The organism is Pseudobutyrivibrio sp. UC1225 (genome assembly GCF_900115215.1).
Classification (GTDB): Bacteria; Bacillota; Clostridia; order Lachnospirales; family Lachnospiraceae; genus Pseudobutyrivibrio.
This window is the reverse complement of the sequence record NZ_FOVQ01000019.1, coordinates 17,456-38,205: the sequence shown is the minus strand read 5'-3', so window position 1 is coordinate 38,205 and position 20,750 is coordinate 17,456. Positions and strand designations below refer to the sequence as shown.

18 protein-coding genes are annotated in these 20,750 nt (G+C 38.3%); 1 reads left to right on the top strand and 17 read right to left on the bottom strand.

Translation table 11 applies throughout. The features are described 5' to 3' along the window. Nucleotides 1-291, top strand: a 291-nt coding sequence (locus tag BMZ41_RS14825) for a transposase (RefSeq protein ID WP_442960250.1), incomplete at its 5' end; no start/stop codon positions are given. A gap of 154 nt (nucleotides 292-445) precedes the next feature. Here BMZ41_RS14825 and BMZ41_RS14820 read toward each other — a convergent pair. The 17 genes from BMZ41_RS14820 to BMZ41_RS14740 form a co-directional block, all read right to left on the bottom strand. Next, nucleotides 446-1,657 carry a lipase family protein gene (locus BMZ41_RS14820; protein WP_090531064.1) on the bottom strand — a complete coding sequence of 404 codons (1,212 nt, stop codon included), beginning with the start codon at nucleotides 1,655-1,657 and terminating at the stop codon, nucleotides 446-448. 212 nt (nucleotides 1,658-1,869) lie between these two features. Beyond that, complete coding sequence (locus tag BMZ41_RS14815; protein ID WP_090531060.1) at nucleotides 1,870-2,460, bottom strand: helix-turn-helix domain-containing protein; 591 nt, start codon at nucleotides 2,458-2,460, stop codon at nucleotides 1,870-1,872. 165 nt (nucleotides 2,461-2,625) lie between these two features. Then, a complete protein-coding gene (locus tag BMZ41_RS14810; protein ID WP_090531058.1) occupies nucleotides 2,626-5,157 on the bottom strand; it encodes a sensor histidine kinase in 2,532 nt (843 codons plus the stop codon). 219 nt (nucleotides 5,158-5,376) lie between these two features. Continuing rightward, complete coding sequence (locus BMZ41_RS14805) at nucleotides 5,377-6,087, bottom strand: response regulator transcription factor (RefSeq protein ID WP_090531080.1); 711 nt, start codon at nucleotides 6,085-6,087, stop codon at nucleotides 5,377-5,379. A gap of 80 nt (nucleotides 6,088-6,167) precedes the next feature. Further along, the gene (locus tag BMZ41_RS14800; protein WP_090531054.1) at nucleotides 6,168-7,097 is read right to left on the bottom strand and encodes an AEC family transporter; all 930 of its coding nucleotides are present in this window, start codon (nucleotides 7,095-7,097) and stop codon (nucleotides 6,168-6,170) included. 1 nt (nucleotide 7,098) lies between these two features. Beyond that, nucleotides 7,099-8,076, bottom strand: coding sequence for an NAD(P)-dependent oxidoreductase (locus tag BMZ41_RS14795; protein ID WP_177184258.1), 978 nt, complete (start codon nucleotides 8,074-8,076; stop codon nucleotides 7,099-7,101). Beyond that, the gene (gene hisC, locus BMZ41_RS14790) at nucleotides 8,073-9,143 is read right to left on the bottom strand and encodes a histidinol-phosphate transaminase (RefSeq protein WP_090531046.1); all 1,071 of its coding nucleotides are present in this window, start codon (nucleotides 9,141-9,143) and stop codon (nucleotides 8,073-8,075) included. The genes BMZ41_RS14795 and hisC overlap by 4 nt, the downstream gene beginning before the upstream one ends. 25 nt (nucleotides 9,144-9,168) lie before the next feature. Next, on the bottom strand, nucleotides 9,169-10,005 hold the full coding sequence (locus BMZ41_RS14785; protein ID WP_090531043.1) for a dimethylarginine dimethylaminohydrolase family protein: 837 nt from the start codon (nucleotides 10,003-10,005) through the stop codon (nucleotides 9,169-9,171). Next, complete coding sequence (locus BMZ41_RS14780; RefSeq protein WP_090531077.1) at nucleotides 9,995-11,632, bottom strand: M20/M25/M40 family metallo-hydrolase; 1,638 nt, start codon at nucleotides 11,630-11,632, stop codon at nucleotides 9,995-9,997. The genes BMZ41_RS14785 and BMZ41_RS14780 overlap by 11 nt, the downstream gene beginning before the upstream one ends. 57 nt (nucleotides 11,633-11,689) lie before the next feature. Next, on the bottom strand, nucleotides 11,690-12,433 hold the full coding sequence (locus BMZ41_RS14775) for an amino acid ABC transporter ATP-binding protein (RefSeq protein ID WP_090531040.1): 744 nt from the start codon (nucleotides 12,431-12,433) through the stop codon (nucleotides 11,690-11,692). After that, the gene (locus BMZ41_RS14770) at nucleotides 12,423-13,151 is read right to left on the bottom strand and encodes an amino acid ABC transporter permease (RefSeq protein ID WP_090531074.1); all 729 of its coding nucleotides are present in this window, start codon (nucleotides 13,149-13,151) and stop codon (nucleotides 12,423-12,425) included. The genes BMZ41_RS14775 and BMZ41_RS14770 overlap by 11 nt, the downstream gene beginning before the upstream one ends. Nucleotides 13,152-13,156: 5 nt before the next feature. Further along, nucleotides 13,157-13,933 (bottom strand): transporter substrate-binding domain-containing protein, encoded by a 777-nt coding sequence (locus BMZ41_RS14765; protein ID WP_330388914.1) that lies wholly within the window; start codon nucleotides 13,931-13,933, stop codon nucleotides 13,157-13,159. Nucleotides 13,934-14,135: 202 nt separating this feature from the next. Next, nucleotides 14,136-16,712, bottom strand: coding sequence for a PEP/pyruvate-binding domain-containing protein (locus BMZ41_RS14760; protein WP_090531036.1), 2,577 nt, complete (start codon nucleotides 16,710-16,712; stop codon nucleotides 14,136-14,138). A gap of 10 nt (nucleotides 16,713-16,722) precedes the next feature. Continuing rightward, nucleotides 16,723-17,862, bottom strand: a complete 1,140-nt coding sequence (locus tag BMZ41_RS14755) for an ArsR/SmtB family transcription factor (RefSeq protein WP_090531033.1) — start codon at nucleotides 17,860-17,862, stop codon at nucleotides 16,723-16,725. After that, a complete protein-coding gene (locus BMZ41_RS14750) occupies nucleotides 17,859-19,142 on the bottom strand; it encodes an MFS transporter (protein WP_090531031.1) in 1,284 nt (427 codons plus the stop codon). Before BMZ41_RS14750 ends, BMZ41_RS14755 begins: the two co-directional genes overlap by 4 nt. Nucleotides 19,143-19,241: 99 nt before the next feature. Then, on the bottom strand, nucleotides 19,242-19,748 hold the full coding sequence (locus BMZ41_RS14745; protein ID WP_090531028.1) for an FUSC family protein: 507 nt from the start codon (nucleotides 19,746-19,748) through the stop codon (nucleotides 19,242-19,244). A gap of 5 nt (nucleotides 19,749-19,753) precedes the next feature. Then, the gene (locus BMZ41_RS14740; RefSeq protein WP_090170372.1) at nucleotides 19,754-20,743 is read right to left on the bottom strand and encodes a nucleotidyltransferase family protein; all 990 of its coding nucleotides are present in this window, start codon (nucleotides 20,741-20,743) and stop codon (nucleotides 19,754-19,756) included. Nucleotides 20,744-20,750: the final 7 nt, after the last annotated feature.

Sequence of the window (20,750 nt, the reverse complement as noted above, 5' to 3'; positions counted from 1 at the left end):
CAGTGCACAGCAAGTAAAACTCATGTAAAAGTTGTAACACGACATGTCTGGGAAGAATACATGGAAGCATGTGAAGATATAAGACATACCTTAGGAATGAAAGATTTATACTCTCACAGAAAAGAAACCATTGAAAGAATCTTTGGAACAGCTAAAGAGAATCATGGTTTTAGATATACACAGATGTATGGTAAGGCGCGCATGATAATGAAAGTCGCGCTTACCTTTGCGTGTATGAATTTAAAGAAACTGGCAAAAATACAGCAAGAATGGGATTTGAAAATGGCCTAAAGGAAGGCCTTTTTACACAAAAATCAAAATATAATCTTAGAAAAAAGGAAAGTATGCTGCAAAACGAAGTTTTGCAGCATACTCTTTGTCTACAGTCTGAGACCAGGATAAAAATCCTGATCTCTTTTATGAATATTATATTTATAAAAAGAATTTATTCTGCTACAGTTTCAGCCTCAACTGCTTCAGCCTCAACAACTGCAGCTTCATCTGTCTCTGCATCCATAGACTCAACAGCTCCAGTTTCAACAACTGCAGTTTCCTCTGCCTCTGCATCAATAGACTCTTCTACCTCAGACTCCATTACCTCAGAAACTTCTGTTTCAACAGAATCCTCGTTAGTTGCAGGAACAAAAGTTGTAAATTTAGCAAGAGCATCCTCAGTGATATATCCATCAGCAACTGCCTTCTTTGCTAAGTCATAGCAAGCAGCTGTTGTCTGTGTAGGAATAATTGATGTTCTGGCTACAGATGTTGTTCCATAAAGTGAAGTATAGAATGATGTTGTAGCGAAGTTTAAAGTAAGCATTCTAGTACCTGTTTGTACCCATAAAGTACTTCCTTTCTTCTCACCACAGCAATCATAGCTTCCCCAAACGTCTTCGCGTAAGTAGCTATCACAATGAGCAGCTGAAGAATCGCCATTATAACCGCCATCTTCGTGATTAACACCGGCATACTGCCAAGCAATATTAAGAAATGTAGAAATACTGTAGAATGGATTCTTATCACTAGTATCTCCAAGTCTCTTTACCATACCTTCACGAGTGAAGCCCTTGATAAGAGGTGAACCAAACGTAACTGTATTAAGTACTTCGTAATTGTCCTTAATATACTTATCAGCTGCCACCTGCTGTGCAATCATTCCACCAAGACTATGACCTGCAAGAATAATATTGCTACCTGCTGGAATTCTATCAATGATAGCATTCTTTACATTTGTCTTATACTCATTACTTAATTCAAAGCCTGATAAAAGATCTTCCTTAATAGTTGTAGTCTGATTATCAACGATTGTCTCTGTTCCTGAAAGTGCTACTACATAAACTTCCTTATCTTCAGTACCCCAGTAGGTATTATAAGTCATTCTACCCTCTGTGATACAAATAGGACCAGCTGACTGATAATCTGCATAACCAACCTTTGTAAGTGTTGCCATCTGAGCGGCATTCTCAATAGTTACTGTCTCACCATTCTGAATTTTATAAACCATATCCATGATTTTAAAATCTGTTTCTGTGTGAAGAATGTAATTTGTATCTCCACCTGCTGGAAGAATTGATCCAGCCTCTGAAACGATTGGATTAACAAAAACAGTTGTAACAGCAAGAGCTGTAGCTAAAAATCTTAAAACTCTTTTCTTCATTGTTTTTCTCCTTTTCTAATGCGGAAACTAATATATCAAGATTAGTATCCGAATGCTTGCCAAAATCAAATCAATAAAAAGAGTTATTTTTGTTATTATTGCGATTTGTCACACATTCTATATTTTCAAGTCAATGTTGTTATTATTTCAATCTTTTATTTCATAATTGCTTTTATACATAACGCCTTGCAATTATCCTGCTTCTTTTTCTCTTATAGTCCAAAATAGTTTTTACATACAAAAACAACCGCAAAACTAACTACACCTGCTATCAGTCCTGAAGCTATTGTTATAACCGCAGTCTGATATGGACGCTTTCCAATCTCCTGCTGCTTGGTTGCCTCATCAAGTGTTTTACCATTCATAAAGGATACGATTTCTTTATAAGTACTTACATCGTTTTCTTTTTGAAGCTTTCCAAGCTTCATTGCGAAATAAAATGTCACTATAATAAGTACCCCCATCGGAATCAATGACCAAAGGCCAACTAATAAATACAATGGTCCAAATGTCAAAGCCAAAATTAGTATGCCAAGCAACATTGCTTTTCCGTAAAACTTCATTTGATTTACATCTTGTTCATTAATAATCTTCTGCATCTTTTCTACATCTCCTTTGACTAATTGATCAATAGAGACATCAAATAGAGTACTAAGTAAAAGTAAACTTTGGATATCTGGATAACTTTTTTCGTTTTCCCAATTAGAAATTGTCTGACGTGATACAAACATCTTCTCTGCCAGTTCATCCTGATTCCAATTAAGTGAAGCTCTGTAGTCTTTAATTCTTTTTCCTAGTTCCATTTGAGTCCTCCCTGTTGTTGTCTCAATAGTATTCAAAGTGAGATGTATTTTCTATCAAAAGCCTTTTACATTGGCTTAAAATCGGCATGTAAAAGGTCTTTCACATAATACAATAACAAAGGCGGAGCATACAAGCCCCGCCAATATAGCACCTCTAAATATTTTTTATTCAGTAATCTTATTAAATTCTACAACCGCCTTAAACAAATCTCCATCGATAGAAAGCTTAAGGGTTCCTCCCATTGCCTCTGTAAGACTTTTGGCAATTGAAAGACCAAGTCCATTTCCATCTGTGTAGCGGGATTTATCACCGCGGACAAATCTTTCCATCAGCTCATCTGCTGAGATGTTCAATTCCCCTTTGGAAGTATTTCTGAAAACAAATCTAAGCTTGTTCTCATCCTGAACCAAATCCACATAAGCTCTAGTATTTGGCTGCGCATACTTCACAATATTACTCATAAGATTATCGAATACTCGCCATAAATATCTGTTGTCAGCCTGAAGATAAATGTCCTCAGCTGGCAGGCTTGTTACTACTGTGATTTTATTGGCTTCAAGTCTGTCAGAAAATTCTCCAACGGACTGATTCAAAAGAGTTACTGCATTTACCTTTTCTATGTTAAATTTTATGTTTCCAGTAGAAACCTTTGATGCCTCAATCAAATCTTCGATTAGCTTCTTTAATCTCTTTGACTGTCTATCTAAAACTTCAAGATATTCCTTAGCCTTATCATTTTCGATTTTTTCCTTCGAAAGCAAATCAACATAATTGATTATTGAAGTAAGTGGTGTCTTGATGTCATGAGAAACATTTGTGATGAGCTCTGTCTTCATGCGCTCACTCTTGGTTCTCTCTTCAAGTGCAACAGTAATTCCCGACTGAATATCATTCATTGCCTTAGCATGCTCTTCAAGGAAAAGTGGCATTCCCTTTAAATCTACCTGAGCTGTGGTATCGCCCTCAGCCAAATCCATAGCTGCACCTTTAATTCTCGAATAATACAGTAAAAACTTATGCATAAAAAATCCAAAAATGACTTTCCATATAATGAAAAATGGAATTATATTGGTGGAATCTGTAGCCCAGATAACGAAAATTTCTATATCCATAATGATTATGTATGCTACCCAGATTCTACGATTCCATTTTATTCTTGATCGGATTATTTTTGTTTCTTCGTGCAGCCCACCGAGCCAACTAAGCACTACTTTGATACATCTGTATATAACACTGTTTTTAAATATATGACGCATCTTGATATTAACAGCAATATTTGAGCTCCAAAGGAATCCAATAAACATAGCGGCTGCACCGCATAAGATTACTGCCATTCCAAGTAGTCCAAACGCCATACCACCTGAAGCATATTGAAGTGAGCTGAGCAATCCGAAAACTATTCCCTCAAGAATCAACGCTCCTACAAAAGCCAGATCAGCCGGAATCTTCTCGATTGGTCCCTCTACGATTCCTTCAACACCCTTCTTGTGTCCTGCAGCACAAAGGAACATAATCCAGCTGCCTATTGCAATTACAAATGAAAGAAGCGCTGCCAACGGAAGAAGATACTTCACACCAGTAAGCACACTTATAAGAGATGCTGCCTGTGCGTAAAAATCATTTGTGTGTGTGGATGCCGCAAGCTTTGTCTCATTTGGGAAGCAGATGAAAGTGTAATGCTTTCTGTTAGGACTCTCTTCACTTTTTCCAATTGTAGAAATATCATCCAGATTAATGTCAGCAGAAACCTTTGAAAGTTCAGAATGAATGCCAGATAAATCTGCAACATTCTCCAAACCTAATCTTCCGTCTCCACCATCATCTGGGTATAACTCCAAGGTATAACCATCTACAGTATTAGCCAGAGGCTCATAAGCTACTCCATCGATGTACAACATGTTTGTATCTATATTTGCTGTACTCTGAGAAATCACTGTTTCCTCTGGAAGATAATCTTCTGTTTCTTCCTCCTCTTTAGTGCTTTCCTTGGCATCAGATACTTCATCTTCAACTACATAATATGTCACATCTTCTGCTGGTTCTGTACTTTCTATTATAGCAGCCTGATTATTATCCCAGATTTTTCTAAAGATTTTATTAGTATTTGGTGTTCCCTCTTCTCCAAAGGCAGTAGAAAATTTATAGTTATAATCATTTATACGGTAAAACTGTCCATCGGCAAAAACATAAGCTTTTTGGCCAATCAAATCATAACCGATTCCATCTATATTGTAGGTTTGATAAATAGTTTCATAATAATTATCAATTCTGTTTTCATTCCAAGGATCTAAAAGTTTTTCTCCTAATGAGAATCGTGTGTACTCATCAATGCCATAAGAATTAACAAAGGCATCTTTAGGTACAGTAACACCCTTAAAATTTCTATACAAATAAGAACTGTCTGCATTTAAATTCACCCCGTCAATGCTATCGCCTTCGATTACACCATAGTAACAGTTCATGTTCTGTAAACGCTCAGAGGTAAATCCAGAATCTGCATTTGCCATAACCCAGACTCCATAGTTATTACCCGCATGATTATTTACATAATGCTTGAATTCACTGTTATCCTGTGCAAACAGTCCCCAATTTCCAAATATGGCACAAAGAAAAAAACTAAATGCAAAAATAAACGTAAATACGGTACAGGTTATCCCTAAAAATATCTTTCCAGCTCTGCTGTAAAATCTTTTCATATCACCCTCCTAAAATCTCATCATTAGTTACTATTCACAGCAACTCCCCTCCATTCATAATGGAAGTCTTTCAGACTTCTTTCTCGGTGCTAAAGCACCTAACATTATTCATGGGAGTGGAGTCACTTATTCTAGTCTATAAATAGTTAATGATAATTCTTTTACAAGCAAGCTTGACAAGAATTAATCCTTAACTATTTATGACTGTGAATAGTAACATTATGAATCCATCTTATACCCGTGCCCCCAGACAGCTTTTAGGTATCTAGGGTTTGCACTGTCATATTCCAATTTTTCTCTGAGATGTCTGATATGAACAGCCACAGTGCTTTCTGCACCTATTACTGTTTCCTTCCAAACATTCTCGTAAATATCTCTTGGGGAGAGTACTTCGCCCTTATGTGTCATAAGTAGCTTTAAAATGTCATATTCTAATGGAGTAAGTGATACTGGATTTCCATCTAATGTAACTTCCTTGGATTTATCATTTAATTCAATACCACCTATTGTGATAATATCCGTATTTACGATATTCATCTTTCCATTCTGAGCGCCAAGCATGGTGTATCGTCTAAGCTGAGACTTTACTCGTGCCATAAGCTCCACTGGATTGAAAGGCTTTGTAACATAATCATCTGCACCAACTGTAAGACCGATAACCTTATCAGCATCCTCACTCTTTGCGGTAAGCATGATGATTGGTACATTTGATTCCTTTCGAATCTCAGCCATGGCAGCTATACCATCCATCTCAGGCATCATCACATCAAGTAAAATAAGCTGCATAGTTTCGCCTGCTGGACTTCTCATGATTTCAACCGCCTCTCTACCATTTGAGGCTGATGTTACGTTCATCCCTTCACTCTCAAGATAAATTCTAAGAGCAGATACGATATCCTGTTCGTCATCACAAATTAGAATATTATTCATTTTTTCTCCCATGTAACTCCTGTAATTAATTACAAGGTTATTGTATTGAATATATTTTTAAGTTCCAAGTAGGTAAATCTTTAAGAATTGATTAAGAATCTCTCACACAGATAAATAAATGCTGGCAAGGTTAAAAGCATGATAATCGTATTTTGCATAATTGTTGTGGCAGCATATTTTACATCTGCATCATACTTGCGCCCTATGATTACATTAAGTGAGCCTGATGGCATTGCTGTCAACAGAACCATTGTCATAGCAAGTGACTTTTCCACATGTAAAAGAACTAAAACCACAAGTGTAATAGCTGGCACCAAGATCATTCGAAAGAGGGATGTAATGTAAGCCACCTTATCCTTTAATACTTCGTCAGGCTTTATAGTATAAAGCTCCGCACCAATAATCATCATTGAAACTGGAAGCATACATCCGCCTAACACATCTACTGTCTCTGTTAACACTACTGGGAAACGATATGGAATCACATAAAGAATAATTGCAGCGATAGCAATCCATATGATTACATTCTTCATAATTGCATAGATGGAAATCTTCTCCTTCTCGCTCTGCAATAGCATTACACCTATAGAAAAGTACACTACATCAAAAATGCAATTATATACTGCTGCATATAAAAGACCTGAACCCGCCACTGTCTCTCTAATAATAGACATACCAATAAAGCCAGTGTTCGCAAATGCGATAAGCAAAGCAAACATTCCACTCTTAGTCTTTTCCTTAAAGAAAGGGCGACTGCCAAAATAGCATATTGAAATAACAATGGCATAGTACACTAACGTAAATACGATAGTATATCCTATTCCTATCATCTGTGAGATTGAAAAATCTGCCTGTGATGATACAAACAAATTGGCTGGAAGAAAGATATATATCAGCATTTCTGATAATCCTCTCTTCACAGCCTCATCCATAATTTTAAAATGCGCAGCAAAAAATCCTGCCGCCATCAAAACAAAAATTTTTAATGTAATTGAAACTAAAACACTCATCTTACCTAACTAATTCAGTAATCTCCTCATTTTTTCCAGCGAGGAAATATCCTAGATTTGCCCCACTGATTCTTTGCAGTTTCTCGATAGACTCCTGACTGTAGAATGCACTGTGAGGTGTTATGATTACATTTTTTCGGCGAAGCAGACTACATTTGTTTAAATCTGGATTCTCTTCTTCAAGAACGTCTATGCCCGCACCTCTAATCAATCCCCTATTCAGAGCATTTACCAGAGCCTGTTCATCAACGCTGCCACCACGGCCCACATTGATGAATATCGGTCTACGCTTCATTTTAGCAAAAGCATCCTCATTAAAAAAGTGTCTGTTTTCTTCGGTAAGATTCATATGATTAGTAATAATGTCAGCTCTGGAGAAGGCCTCCTTCTTGGTTACAAACTCCACTCCAGTCACATCAAACTGGCTGGCAGCATAAGGATCCACCGCCAAGACTTTCATTCCAAGGGCTATAGCTATTGTTGCCACCCGTCTGCCAATTTTCCCAAATCCAAATATTGCCAGAGTCTGACTACACAGATTTGGATTTCCATCAATGGAATAATACTTCCATTCCTTCTTATCATTAATTTGTCGGTCATAGAACTTCAGATTACGATTCAGGGCACACATCAGGGCAATGGCATGCTCTGCCACTTCCTGAGTGCAATATTCCTGAATATGACACACTGCAATATCATTTTGTCTGGCACTTTCAAGATTAATATTGGAATAGCCTACGCCACTAACTGAAATACATTTTAAACTTGGGCAAGCAGCAAGTATCTCTTCATCAGTCTCAATAAATCCAGTAACCAGCCCATCTGCATCCTGCAATACCTTGATAAAATCATCCTTATCCTTATAGGCATGCACTACCGTATCAACTGGCTTTCCAAGTGCTTCTTCAATGCTTTCAATTGTGATGGAATAATCCTCTTCCAGTGCGCTTTCATAATCCGCAATTACGATTTTTTTCAAACCTTTACCTCCGCTAAAATCTCCTTGATTGCAATCAGTACAACAGCCATTTCCTGTTCTGTTCCAATGGTGATTCGAAGATATTTATCTAGTTTTTTATCAGCAAAGTGACGAGTGAGAATTCCTTCTTCTTTCAGCTTCTCACAAAGCTCCGATGAAGAAATTGCATCATGATAACAAAATACAAAGTTTGCCTTTGATGGAATAACATGGAATCCCAGCTTCTCCAAGTCTGATTTGAACTGCTCTCGATTGGTTACAATTCTGTTAATGCATTTATCCAGATAATAAGTGTCCTTAACTGCTGCTATTCCAGCTGCCATAGTAACTGAATTAAGATTAAATGGATTAAAAGAAAACTTAATGCTGTTCATATCCGCAATAATCTCTTTTGAAGCAATAGCAAAACCTATATGCGTTCCCGCCATATTTCTAGATTTTGAGAATGTACGAACCACAACAAGATTTGGATATTTGGTAGCAAGTGGCAAACAAGTCTCCCCCCAGTAATCTGCATATGCCTCATCCACTATTACCATTCTCTTAGGATTCTTCTTAACAAGCTTTTCAATATCCGCTATTGGAATTGCCCGGCCCGTTGGATTATTAGGATTTGCAAAAATAATATCCCCCTCCAAATCCATATAGTCATTTATATCGATTGAGAAATCATCCTTAACAGGAATCTCCTCCATATCAAGTCCATAAGTCTTTGCATAGGTACGATAGAAACCGTATGTAATATCTGGGAAATAAATCTTCATTCCTCTCCTGAAAAAGCTCATAAGTACAAAGGAAAGAACCTCATCTGCTCCATTTCCAACAAAAACCTCTTCCTCTGTTACTCCATATACAGTTGCCACTGCCTTACGAAACTCATGACAATGTGGATCTGCATAATAGCTCATATTCCAAATTTCACTTTTTGAAATTGCCTCAAATACCTTTGGTGAAGGTGGAAGTGATGTCTCGTTTGCATTTAATTTGATGTACAACTTATCCTTTGGCTGCTCCCCCGGAACATAAGGCTCCATCTCTTTATATTCATCTACTAAAAAAATACTCATTACTGTAGCGTCCCTTCATAATTATTTATATTCGCACAAGCGGAAATGTCATACAGTGTGGACCTCCGCCTGCCTTTAATATTTCGGTAATGTCCATCTCTATTACCTTCATGCCTCGCTTAACAAGCTCCTCATTAACCTTTTTATTCTGCTTAAGCGAGAGTACGGTATGATTCCCAAGAGCCTGTAAATTACAGCCATGGAGGAAAATTGCTTCCTCTGGAACAGGAATAAGCTCTATTCCTCTTTCAGCCAAAAGCTCCTTAAATTCCTCTGGTAATCCATCCACATAAGCCACAGCCAAATGATCATCAACCAAGTTGAAACACATATCTAAATGTAAATATTCTTTCTTTAAAGGAACCCCTGTAACTTCATATCCAAGTGGCTCCAATATAGCCTTCAGCTCCTTCAGCCCCTCTTCATCAGTTCTGTCAGCCATACCTACTGCCACCCATTTTTCACTCATAAACATGAAGTCGCCCCCCTCAAAGAGACCATTCTTCACTTCTCCGATTTTAGGAATCCCCAGCTCTGCCATACGCTTCTCATAATCAACATGTTCCTTGTAGCGCATGTCCAGCTTGAAGTTTCCAAGGATATATCCTTCCTTTACACACCCACCAAAATCTCTTGCAAAAACTGAGTTTGGGCGCTCATCATCCGCATCTAAAAACTCTACTTCGACACCAGCATCCTCATAGCTTTTTACAAACTCCTCATGCTCACGAAGCATCACATCCACATCCATAGTGGTATCCTTCCACTTCTTTGCTATCTCATTGATTGGAGCTGGCTTCAGATATTCCGGTCTTGAAACCAAAACCTTTTTTAATTCCCCCGTACCATTTTTAACAAACATTTAAAAATACCTCCGTAGTTTTCATAATCAGCTCTGGTAGTACCCCAAAGCTGTATGGCACCTGCAGTCTTTCTGTGCTTTTATGTGCATCCTTTCCATAGACTCCAAAATTGACTGCCTTAATGTTTAACTTTTTAATCTGCTCCAATGGCAGCGGATACAACTGCTGCATCTGTGGAAAATTCTGCTTAAGTGTCTCTATAGATTCCATTGAATCATCCAGTGATAAGTAACTGCTGTCCGACAGGCTAGGGAAAAATCCATCCATTCTGTATTCAATGTTATTTTCTTCCTCCACTACCTTGAGAATCTTTTCCAACTTTTCTACCGCCTCATCGTTCTTCTCTAAAGTATTATGTGGACAATAAGGTGTGGCATAATACAGCACCACAACTGGATGATATATATTTGCTCTTGCAAGTAGAATTCGTATATACGATACAGGGATTTCTCTTTTATCTACACCTGCCTCCTGAAGCTTCAAAGTCTCTTCTGCAAGTGTTTTATCTATAGATTCATCCTGCATTTTTACCAGCTGATACAAATCTTCATAAGACATAACCGACCAGCTGTTTTCAATCTGCTGAAAATCTTTTCCCGACTTCTCACAAAAGGCTTTGTACTTAATATTCATATCTGCCGATGCTCTTCTCACTGCCTTTTCTCCTGCAGTCACAAGCTTTTTAGTAATGTCTCTGACATCTGCATTCAGCACAAAATAATTGAAATATACAAGTGCTTCCTTGGCTGTCTGTACGTTATACCAGCCCTTCAAGTCCTTACTTTTTAATAAAGTAGGTGGCAATGCGTATTCACCTTCGTATACATCCGAGTACTCAGGATTTAAATTCAGCTCCTTAATTAATTCTGCCATTACAGTAGTAGGGTCATAGCCTTCGAAGCACTGTCCTACATGAGTCTCACGTCCCTGAATATAAAAACAAGGTAGAAGCTTTCCACCAACACCTGTATAAATATAATGATGCTTGTCACCTGGATACATTGGACATGTGTAATCATTATTTATAGCAAGCACATAATCTAATCCGTATTCTTCTTTAAGCTTCTCAATTACTTCTATTCCCTCAATGATTCCAGTATGAAGATTCTCCTCAACAGGATTCAGCGATAAAAGAATATTTCCAGATAAATCACTGACATGCTCTGAAAGGTCCTTGAGCAGTACCATAAATACTGCATCTCCGCTTTTCATATCGCAGGCACCACGACCAAAAAGATACTCACCAGAATCCAAATCCTTTTTTACTTCCTCAGGCAGTTCAATCTCCTTCAACTGCTCTGCCAAACCATCGCAATCAAAGGCATAACCAGCAAGAGCCCCATAATCTTCCACTCCCACCGTATCCGTGTGTCCATGGAAAATTATGGTTTTATTATTTTTATCCTTCTCCCCAAGTAAAAGTGCAAACACGTTTCTTCTCTCTAGCTGGTCATTCTTTAATGTCTGCACAATAACCTGATCGGGATGTTCTTTAAAATATGGTATCGCTCTTAAATAATCTTCAATGAAGAGCCCTATATCCTTTTCTCCCTTTGTAGTATTTACACTGCTTACAGCCACCATATCTTTTGTCAGCTGCAACATTTCTTCATTTATTTTCAACATTTTCCCAAAATAAAAAGGCACTACATCACCATGAATGTAAAGCGCCTTTGCTTTCTCCTATATTACTTTGTCTAAAAATGTTTTAAGTCTTTCTGACTGTGGATGCTCAAAAATCTGCTCCGGTGTTCCCTGTTCAATCAACTGACCTGCATCCATGAAGACTACTTTGTCTGCTACCTCTCTGGCAAAGCCCATCTCATGAGTAACAACTACCATGCTCATTCCCTGAGCTGCCAGCTCCTTCATAACATCCAAAACCTCTCCTACCATCTCTGGATCAAGAGCTGATGTGGGCTCATCAAATAACATAATCTTAGGATTCATGCAAAGGGCTCTGACAATTGCGATACGTTGCTTCTGACCACCTGACAGTTGACTTGGGAAAGCCGTCGCCCTGTCTGCCAAGCCAACTCTTTCCAAAAGCTCCATTGCATATTCCGTTGCCTCGTCATTTGACTTTCCCAAAAGTCTTGTTGGTGCAATTGTAAGGTTCTTCAAGATATTCATATTGGGAAACAAATTAAAATGCTGGAACACCATTCCCATTTTTTGACGATGCTTATTTATGTCCGTCTTTGGATCAGTAATCAAAACATCATCTACAAATATGTTTCCCTCTGTTGGAATCTCCAGTAAATTCAGCGAGCGAAGAAGTGTTGATTTTCCTGAACCAGATGGACCAATAATTACAACAACCTCGCCCTCATCTACATTAATTGAAATATTATCAAGTGCCTTTATTGTTCCACCCTTGTAATATTTCTTAAGATTTTCCACTCGAATGATTTTATTATCTTTCATTAGCTCGTAACCTCCTTTCAAGCTTTCCAACAAGGTATGTCAATACAAGTACTAAAAGAAGGTAGATGAATGCCACTCCAAAAAGTGGAAGGAACGCCGAAAATGTGCGACCTCTTATTAAGTCTCCAGCCTTTGTTAAATCCGTAATTCCGATATAACCTGCAATTGATGTCTCCTTAATCAATACGATGAACTCGTTGCAAAGAGCAGGCAAAACATTCTTTACCATCTGTGGGATGATTATGTGAAACATAGTCTGAACATAATTGAATCCCAATGAACGACCTGCCTCAAACTGTCCCTCTGGCACCGCCATGATTCCTGCACGGATGATTTCTGCCACATAGGCTCCCGAGTTAATTCCAAATGCAAAAACAGCTATCTGTACATCATTGTTTGATGTGGCAAATACAATAAAGTAAGCAATCAAAAGCTGCACTACTGTAGGTGTTCCTCTGATTACTGTCAGATAAATTTTGCAGATGACATTACAAACACATAACAGGTAGTATCCTAAGTTTTTTCTTTTCTTCAGACCTTCAATATTCTTATCGTAGGTTGAGCGAATCGATGCTACCACGGTTCCAAGTGCTATACCGATTAGCACCGCAAACAGTGTAATTTCAAGTGTTACAAATAATCCTTCGATGATTAGCTTATATCGTTCACTCTCTAAAAAAACAAATTTGAAATCTGAAATAAAATTACTGAACCACATCATCTTTAATCCTCAGCAGAAATATATTTGCTAACAATCTCATCTATAGTTCCATCGGATTTAAGCTTAGCCAAAGCTGTATTAATCTTTTCGAGAAGCTCATCATTTCCCTTTGCAACACAGATTGCATATTCCTCCTCAGCATATGCTGATTCAAGCAACTCTAGTCCATCATTTGCTGCTACATAAGCCTTTGCTGGCTCCTTATCGATGATTACACAATCAACCTTTCCTGAAGCCAGTGCCTGCACAGCATCTGGGCCTGCCTTATAACGAACAATAGCCTCATCGCCGTAATCATCTGTAGCGTATATATCACCTGTTGTATCCTGCTGCACACCAATCTTTGTATCAGCAGAAATATCATCGATTGATTTAATTGTTGAACCTGCTGGAACGATTACTGACTGAACTGCTACAGCATATGTTTCAGAAAAGTTTACGCTCTCTTTTCTCTCATCTGTAACTGTCATGCCAGCCATTCCCATGTCATATTTACCACTCTCTACACCTGCTATGATTGAACCAAACTCCACATCCTCAATAACAAGCTCAAGATTTAATTCTTCGGCAATCTTTTCTGCTATTTCAACATCAATTCCCTCGTACTCTCCATTCTCCACAAACTCGTATGGTGGGAATGTAGCATTGGTAGCCATGATTAACTCACCCTCATACTCTCCAGCCTTTGCTGAGCCTGCTGCCGAACCACAGCCTGTCATCATTGCCATCGTAACCACTAGTGTCATAATCAATGCTACTAATTTTTTTCGTTCCATCATACCATTACCTTCCTTTTCCTTTATTAACGTAAATGCGTTTTTGAATATAAAAAAGAGGCACATGTCAACCGACATATGCCCCTTTGCACATTCACGCTTTATTTATGTGCAAAATTATATCTATCCTTTATTTTGTTTGTCAACAAGAATGTTTATAACACAATTGTGTATATTTATACTGCGTTAGAAATAGATTTTATTGTTAATTCTTAAAGCAAATAATCCTTTCTTTTTTCATATCATTACACAGCATAAATCCCATTTCTGACACATCGTATATACGAATTTTATCCCTGAGCTTTTCATACTTCTCATCAAACTCTTCAAGAATATTTTTACAACCAGCAAGTAAATCCATGTTGAAAACCTTAGTCTTTTCATTTTCAAAAATAGCATTGTAAAGAATTCCTGACTCCACCAAATCCTGGAAGAAATGACTGCCATATGAAAGTTCAGGATTGTACCCTGCCTCAGAATTTGCAATCTCGCAGATGGCTTCAAATTCACTGATATCCGCAAAGGATGTTGGCACGCCAAGCTCTGGTGAAGTGGTACCAATGCGCCCCGGCACCATAAGAAGCAGCTTCTTGCCAGAATCTCTCATCTTCCAGTTAATGGTGCCTATAGCATTTGCAATGCTGTATTTATCCTTGTAGTCCATGTTGTAGTAATTTACAGGGTCTACATATACAATCATATCCAGCTTCTCCGAACGGGATAATCCCATGGCGGACTTTTCACATTCAAACAAAACCTTTTCTGTGACAATCTCATCAGGCATTTCAAAGTCTCCCGAATCCTCGAAAACCTGTAGTGGTCTGCACTGCAGAATGTTAATTACATAATCCCCATCCTCGGAAAAATTAATGGTAAACTCAGTATCCACAGGGTAGTCGTATTCCTTCTGAATTGTCCCCAAAATATCTTTCATCTGAGCCATAATTTCCTGTTTTTCCACAATACCCTGACAGGATATAAACTGAATATCACGGTTATGTCCCTGCTCCCTGAACAGTCTCTCCACATCAAAGTCATGCTCCAGCAAAAGTCGCTGAAGATAATATGGCATAAATGGCTTAATAACATCCAACTCCACCTGCTGCAATTTACCTTCACCTCTGTTTATCAGTTCCAGCTTCTTCTGTGAATATTTATGCTTCTCTCCGCAATCTCTGGCGGTGGTAGCCTTTGGATTATCCAAACTTACAAGTCTTGGATAGGAGCCTTCCGTTCTATCTACTGCAGATGTTCCAAGTCCCATTACAAGACGCAGCATACCTGCCTCAGGATCAAGGCTTTCCATAAATCTGTATGGACTGTAGGAATAGCCAACACCTGCTGCGCAAGGCATATAATATTCCCCATAATAAGAGCCTGAAACTCGCTGAATCAAAAGTGCCATCTGCTCATCACGAGCCTGAAGACCTCGCCTGTTTCTGTAATCCAAGGCAGACTTACTCATGGTGCTGGCATATACTGTTCTGATAGCATCCTCCAGCTCATTTAACCTTTGGTCCATATCACCTGCATTTGGACAAAAAACAGATTCGTATTTTCCAGCAAAGGCATTTCCAAAGCCATCCTCAAGAATAGAGCTGGATCTGACTATGATAGGATCTTGACCATAGTACTCCAATAACTTAACTAATTCTTCCTCCATATCTCTAGAGAATTTTCCATCTAACAGTCTCTGGGCAAACTCATCTGCAAGACTAAAATATTCCTCTGGCTTTCTCTGGCGCACCCTGATATCCCAGAAATTATTTTCCACTATAAATGTATAGAACACATCAGAGCCTACATAGAAGGAATCATGAGGCTCGAACTTTTCAAATATATCAGGCCTGTTATTTTCTATTATCTTTCTTGCCAGAAGCATTCCGCAGGCCTTGCCACCAATCATACCTGTTCCTATCATTCTGCTCTTAACATGAAGATAATCCTCAGGCTTAAAGTTCTCCTTTATCATGACACGCATCCGCTCATCTCTGGACATCATGATATTGCACATCCTGCTGCACTGCTCAGTGACATCCATGCCATTTTCATGCATGGTTGCAGTCATGTCGAAAAATCTATCCCAGCTGTCTTTGTTATCCCTGTCGGCACTGTTTGTTTCTTTTTCCAAAAGCTGATAAAAATGGCTGGCTCTCACACCGTCAAGCATCGGTGCAAACGTCCCTGCCTCTGGCTCATAAACGTGTGGTAAAAACATTGTTTCTGAAAAACGGTTCCACACCTTATCAGGTCTTACAAATACATTGTTCTTATCAGTATAAACATCTAAAAATAGTTGAGTTGTATCACGAATTTTTGCAATAGCTTTAAAAGAATGTTTTCCACGAATCAGCGGGAAGAATGCCACTGTATCCAGCTGGAAAAGATATGGGCAGGTTACCTGAAAGAAATTGCCCATCATAAGGTCTGTGGCCCAGGCAGTCTGCAGCTCAGAAAGGCAGTCAAAAACATAGAAGGCGTCGAAGCCTTCCTTTTCAATTATCTCATGTATATCCACCGTAAAGGTTTCAAAGCGATGTGAAAGCTCCACATTTACAATCTTCAAACCTTCCTGTGGTTCAAACAGCGGTTCATGACTGGCAAATCTGATGTATATCAGATTCCTTCCATCCTTTATAGCCTGCTGTACATAAGGCTTGGCAAACAGCTTGAAATCCTCCAGCTTATCCACGCGCCAAACCACGTTATCCCCCAGTCGAATGTTATCAAACTGTTCATCCATCTGTGGAATTCCCGAACACACTCTGTCAAAGGCTGCCATAGAAACCTCCCTACTCGTGAAGTAATGTCTCCTGCAAATATTGAATCAGCGCACGAATCATTACTGGATTGGCACGATAATATATTTTTGTATCCACCTTATCTAAGGTTAACAAATCTTGCTCCAGTAAGGCCGATGTATGGTGTGAAATGGTGGCTGTGGTAAGACCAAGCATGCTTGCCAGCTGTGAACCGTATGCAGGCTCATCCACTGTTGCTGTAAGAATCTGTAACTTACTCTTATCAGCTAAAAGCTTCAGCATGGTCATAACCTTATCTTCACTGAGCTGAGCACGCTGCTCCAAAAGATTGCGGAAACTCATTCCCTTGCTAAAAATCACACCAACTACTGCAACATGCTCTGCAGATTCGATTTCATCTCCCTTTAAATAGAAGCCCATATATGCACTCTTCAGGTATGATAAATATATCTCACAATCTCTGTTGTCAGTTGGAATCGACATGTTACCATAGAACTCTTTGAGGATGAAATCAGACAGCGAACGTCCCTGTAATTCACCCTCCACATAGTCCACTAGTTCATTGCCAAAAACCATAAGCTTCTTCTCGTACTTCTTCAGAATCTTCTCTGCTCGAAGCATCAAAGCAATCAGCTTCTTAATATGTTCCTTACGATGTAAAAACAACTGCTGTAAACATAACTTACGGGAATCTGATATTTCCATCTGGAAAATGATATCCATTACATCAGTGACAGTATTTTTATCATCATCGCCGTCATCAACAGTGGTCGCTCCATAAGCCTTTACTAAATCATAAAATGCTGCGTTGTACTCCTGGTCTGAAAGTTCATTCAGGTATGTCTCATGCTCTGCTACAGAACGGTCATTATTATAGGTTTTTCCTGCAAGTAAAAGAATATTAGCAAAAGAATCAGCCTTTCCGATATCTTCCTCCATCTCACAATAGAAACGAAGTGTCTGCATATCCTTTGAAAATTCTGCTCGTGCTACATCTTCTATCTCCTGTAGCAGGTCCACCACTTTTTTGGCTCTGTCATCAGGAGTCATTCCGTAACGTGCTGCCAACTGATACATATAGTCAGTAATATATTGTTCCTGATGAGCCGCCATATTTAACAAAGTGACGCTTTCCGAAACATATTGTAATTCTATATGAAATCGATTCATGCTGCCTCCAAAGATTCATTTTTATCCACTGCCTGTGGCTCTTCATCATCCAAACTATGATTAAGAAAGAGTACGCCGCAAAATGCAACTGCAATCAAACCTGCACCTACAAAAATTGTTGGAACACCTACAAAACGAACTGCAATACTAACAATAAATGCTGTCACTGGCACGATAGCTGAGCCAAGTGCATTACCGATGCTGGCTGCTCTTGCCAAATACTCACGGTCAATCATTCGTATTGTCTCTATACCTAAGAACATATTTCCTACACTGATGATAAGGCCAAGCATTGCTGCCAATACAACGATAGTTGACATAGCAAAATATAAATTAGAATAAAGTCCTTTTCCTGCCACCATCAGCAGATAGAATCCAGCGATTCCTGTGCAAATCATTACAAGAACCATTTTAACATTTAATCTATCCTGAATCATTGGGTAAATTACAGAACCTAATAACATTGAAATAGATAATGTAGTTCCAAATACAGATAAGTACCATACATTACCACAGAACAGCTCTGTTACCATAGGAGTCTGTAAACTATTCAAAGGAACGAGAATACCATTTAAGAACAATATCATCATTGTGATAGCTACTAAACGCTTCTTTGATGCACAGTATACGAAGCCACCCTTCAAATCTGCAAAATAACCTGATACACTAAAACCGTTAGAATCCTTATGAACATCCTCATGTAACTCTAATGACATAATCAACAGTGCTGATAATACGAAAGTTACCATATCCACATAAATAGCACCGGCACTGCCAATCAAAGCAATAATAGCTGCTGCTACACCTGTTCCTATCAGCTCTACCACACTAGAAGAAGCCTGATTTACTGACATTGCTGTTCCATACTGTTCTCTTGGCACAATCTGTGGAAAAATAGCTGTGCCTGCTGGAATACGGAATGCCTCAGCACTGGAAATGATAAAGCTAAGTACTGCAATAAGTGGTGCGCTTAAGAAACCAAGTAACAAGCCTGTTGCCAAAACGCCAACACATAAAGCACGAATCAAATCAGTTACCACCATAATCATCTTCTTATTATGACGCTCAACCCATGGACCAGCTAGTGGAGTTAAGAAAATTGTAGGTAAGCGATTGATAGCGTAGATGATTGCTGACCAGCTAGCCTCACCAGTTAATTCATAAACAATCCATGATGAAGCAATGGCATCAATAGAATCACCAAAACGATTGATAAGTGATGCAGCTAAATCCTTTCTGAAATTACGATTTGCAAATAATTCTTTGTATGCTACTTTCATGACAACCCTCCAATGTTAGATGTTTATCTTATATCTCCTTCGATACATATAAAATATCACTCCATATGATGGTTGTCAACACTAATATTAGATATTTATCTAACATCTCCAAATATTTACCAAAACACCAATAGCAATACCTATTACTGTATCAAAAAATCTGTTGCAGGCAAATAAATATGGATTTGAATCTCCTATGTGATTTACAACAATACTTAAAAATACTACACAGGAAAAATAGGAAGCCTGCTTTTTCTTAATCAATACCGATGTGTAAATTACCAACACAATCATCCCTGAAATTAGGACTGAACCCACATAGTCATAGCTGATAACTTTAGGCAAAAATATTTGCTTTATAACAATATAAAGGAACCCATAAAAGGTTCCTATAAAAGTTCCAATCATCCTCTGCTTGGCATTTTTGATTGTGCTTTCCCTGGTGGCCTGCATGCACCATAGAGCAGACAACTGTGAATAGAAAACAATTCCGGCTCCATTTCGAAAATAATCGACAACAAAGCACAAAAGAACTGCTATGGAAGATTTAATTATTCGCATTCCAATTCTTGGAAACTCTAAATTTAATTCTTTAAGCTTCTTCAATTCTTCTAGTCCACCAATCCATTTTGAAATCTTGATAAGTGTTCAAATGGTAAAATCTGTCGTCCCCTAAATAACCCACAGCCATCATTAATTAAACTGTTATTAACAGCTGTAAACATATTTACATCAAGCTCAGACAAATCTAAATTTTCCAATGATACAACTCTCTCATAGGCCTCATCAAAGAATACACATTCCCCTTCAGGAATCTCTAATCTTCTGTTTTTCTGCTGCTCCTGAGACTCCACATATCTCAGATGATTAGACTCTCCAATTTCAGCACTATCATCCATAGATTTCGTTCTAAGCTGCACCTCAACGTGGCACCTTGCCTGCTCATCAAACAAGGTTAAATGTAAGGATCTATATCCAACATTGGTTGGCTTATGAACATAATCTCTATAGGTATCCCACAAACTTTTATCCAACAATTCCGAGCATTCACGCCCTTCCAAATTTGCCTTAACAACTGTAAAACCCTGGGATTCCAAGAACACAGGCATTTTATTGGCAATTTCATATAAAAGCTTAATCTCTTCCTCTTCTAAATCCTGCCCCTCTTTTAAATGACACTTAGGTAAAGAGATAACAATTCGATAAGCGAGTACATCCCTAAAACAACTTAATTTTTCCTTTATCTCCTGAGTCGCTGGGAAATGATGGTACTTCTGATAGTATTCATATATGAAGTCCACAATGTATCTATTAAACTTTTCTTCCGACCGGATAATAGATTTAATTCTCCCCTTAAAGGTGAATGCCAAATATGGATATGCTACTACCATATATTTATAGAACTCACGAATTCTTTGGGACTGAGAGGTTAAAAATTCGTTGTGCTCTAAAATCTCATATATAGTATCAAGAAATGCGCAGTGCACTAAGTCTACCTGATTATGAGTTGTTAATGCGTTTTCCTCCAAATCATCTATATATTTCTGTAATATCCTAAAAATTGTCTCTCCATCATATAAATAATCATTTAGTTTAATCATGCTGTCT